This window comes from Bacillus sp. 05T31 (assembly GCF_056396725.1).
The window spans coordinates 1-1,663 of record NZ_JBFTMA010000841.1; the positions used below are offsets into that span (position 1 = coordinate 1).

2 protein-coding genes and 2 pseudogenes are annotated in these 1,663 nt (G+C 37.3%); all 4 read right to left on the reverse strand.

Annotated features, from left to right (window positions below; translation table 11 throughout):
• A pseudogene (locus tag AC1DJR_RS28985) lies at nt 1-767 on the reverse strand (flagellar basal body M-ring protein FliF); the annotation flags it as partial.
• Nucleotides 768-789: 22 nt separating this feature from the next.
• Nucleotides 790-1,089, reverse strand: a complete 300-nt coding sequence (gene fliE, locus AC1DJR_RS28990; protein ID WP_002064631.1) for a flagellar hook-basal body complex protein FliE — start codon at nt 1,087-1,089, stop codon at nt 790-792.
• 17 nt (nt 1,090-1,106) lie between these two features.
• Complete coding sequence (gene flgC / locus AC1DJR_RS28995) at nt 1,107-1,520, reverse strand: flagellar basal body rod protein FlgC (RefSeq protein ID WP_002030933.1); 414 nt, start codon at nt 1,518-1,520, stop codon at nt 1,107-1,109.
• A 20-nt stretch (nt 1,521-1,540) separates the two neighbouring features.
• Nucleotides 1,541-1,663 (reverse strand): annotated as a pseudogene (gene flgB, locus AC1DJR_RS29000) (flagellar basal body rod protein FlgB); the annotation flags it as partial.

Below are 1,663 nucleotides of genomic sequence, written 5' to 3' on the forward strand. Positions count from 1 at the left end.
TATTCATTTGATTTAAACATCGTCATTAACGTTGCGTCAATATCTTGCTTTAATTTACCTTCAATTTGATGCTGCATCTCTACTTCTTTTTCATAAGAAGAGGAACTGTTAGAATGCGCTTCATCTGCTCCTTTTGAGATGATACCTTTTTTACTATCAATAACACTTACTTCTTCTGCTTTCACGCCAGGAACTGCCGCACTAATCATTTGCTGTATACCAGCAACTTGATCAGCTGTTAATAATTGTCCACGCTTCACACCAACAGTAATCGCCGCTGTTCCTTTTGCTTTTTCTTCATCAAAAATTGTTTCTTTTTCAGGTAATGTAATTTGCACATTTGCCGTTTCAACTGTCGCGAAGTTTCGTACAATATCTTGCTCCAATTGCTTTTTCGTACCGACAATCTGCTTCATTTTCTTATCTTGTTCACTTGAACCGAGCGAGCTTTCTAATAAAATTTCCTCACCGCTTTTTGAATTAAACGGCAAGCCCATTCCATTCATTTCTTTTCGAACCCATGGAGCATCGTTCTTTTGCACTCGAATCGAACCATCGGCTGCTAATTGGTAATCAACACCTAGCTYCGATAATTCTGCTGTAATCTCTTGCTTATCTGTATCATTTAAATTTTGATATACAACAACATATTTATCTGGCAAGGTGAAGTATAAAAGTGCTCCTGTTGCAATCGCTAAAAGCGCAGCACCAATCACTAACTTATGCCACGTTTTCAACGATTGGAAAACATTTTTTATCTTTTCCATTTAAATACACCCGTCCATTTTCCTAAATTTGCATATTAATTAGTGACTTATAATTTTCAATAAGATTATCGCGTACGAGAGCAGCTGTTTTCATTTGTGATTCAGCTTTCTTCTGCTGAATTAAAACGTCATGCGTTTCTCCTACCCCTTTTGTCAGTAAATCATATACTGCTGTTTGGGCATTATTTTGCGTTTGATTCATATCTTCCAATAAATCAATAAACTTTTTGCCTTCAACTACAGATGTTTCTGAAGTTTTCTGTGTGCCAATCGGCTGAATCGCTCCAAATGGCTGTGTATTTAACATTGGTTGAATTTTCATATTTCCCCTCTTCCCTCTTATCCTCGGCCGATTTCTAAATCTTTATCGAGCATTTTTTTGTTCGCATTTAATACGCTTGTATTTGCTTCATACATTTTTTGAGCAACCATTACATTCGTCATCTCAGCTGTCACATCAATGTTCGGATAACGTACATATCCTTCTTCATTTGCATGCGGATGCGTCGGATCATACACTAAATTTTCATTTCGATCCGTTTCAATACTTTTTATTTTCACTCCGTTAGTAGGAGCTCCATCTAGCATACTTGCAAAACTATTATTTGATTCCAACACCACACTTCGGCGGTGATACGGCTCTGCACCTGGTGCTCCCGTCGTATTTGCATTTACGATATTGTTAGAAGTAACTTCCATCCATTTCCTCGCTGTAGTTAGCCCTGAGCCACTTGCATTAATTGCCTGAAACATCTTTGTCTCTCCTTTTACTATTAACGTCCACGTGCTGCTTGGTTAATAGCGTATTGCGTATTAATTGCATTAATTGAAACACCGTATAATTGGTTTGTTTTCATTAAATCTAGCATTTCTGTCGTTACATCAACACTGTTTCC

Excerpts from the sequence above, each read along its gene's own strand:
- fliE (WP_002064631.1), bottom strand. The coding sequence starts at position 1,089 with ATGAAAATTCAACCAATGTTAAATACACAGCCATTTGGAGCGATTCAG.
- flgC (WP_002030933.1), bottom strand. The coding sequence starts at position 1,520 with ATGTTTCAGGCAATTAATGCAAGTGGCTCAGGGCTAACTACAGCGAGG.